This window comes from Gilvimarinus sp. 1_MG-2023 (assembly GCF_030548285.1).
In genome coordinates this window covers 1-471 of record NZ_JAUOSC010000122.1, presented here as the reverse complement: position 1 = coordinate 471, position 471 = coordinate 1, and the positions used below count along the sequence as shown (strand labels likewise).

At 56.3% G+C, this 471-nt stretch carries 2 protein-coding genes; both read left to right on the top strand.

Features of this window, described 5'->3' with window-relative positions:
* Positions 1-192 (top strand): transporter (locus Q4563_RS16010; protein ID WP_303605178.1); only part of this gene is annotated, 192 nt, incomplete at its 5' end.
* 83 nt (positions 193-275) lie between these two features.
* A partial coding sequence (locus Q4563_RS16005) for a hypothetical protein (protein WP_303605177.1) occupies positions 276-471 on the top strand: 196 nt, incomplete at its 3' end.

Below are 471 nucleotides of genomic sequence, written 5' to 3'. Positions count from 1 at the left end.
CAAATCACCGACACCAAAGTGGATGGCAAAACCGTGGCTGACCGTAAGGAATCCGTCTACGCCGTCGGTCCGGGGGTGATGTACAGCTTCTCTGCCGACAACCACATCGTCGCCAATGGCTACCGTGAGTTTGAGGTACAGAATCGTCCGCAAGGCAGTCGTATGCAGGTGCGCTGGATTCATCACTTCTGATTCCCGGTTCCAGCAACAGTTGGCCAGCTGCCATGGCAGCTGACCAACCGCTCTTTCCCTGCTCATGCTCCAGCGAGGTCATCATGCATAACAGTCAGCTTACCGACATCCAGACCAGTAGCCACAGCCGCTCACAAGCACATCTGTGGATGGAAAAGATCTGCGGCCCACATGCGCTCGATACCCGCATCGGTACCGAATCCCTCGACTTTCATTACCACGCTCGCCGGCTGCCCGGACTGGCACTGATGTTCGGTGATATTTCCTATGGTACGGGAG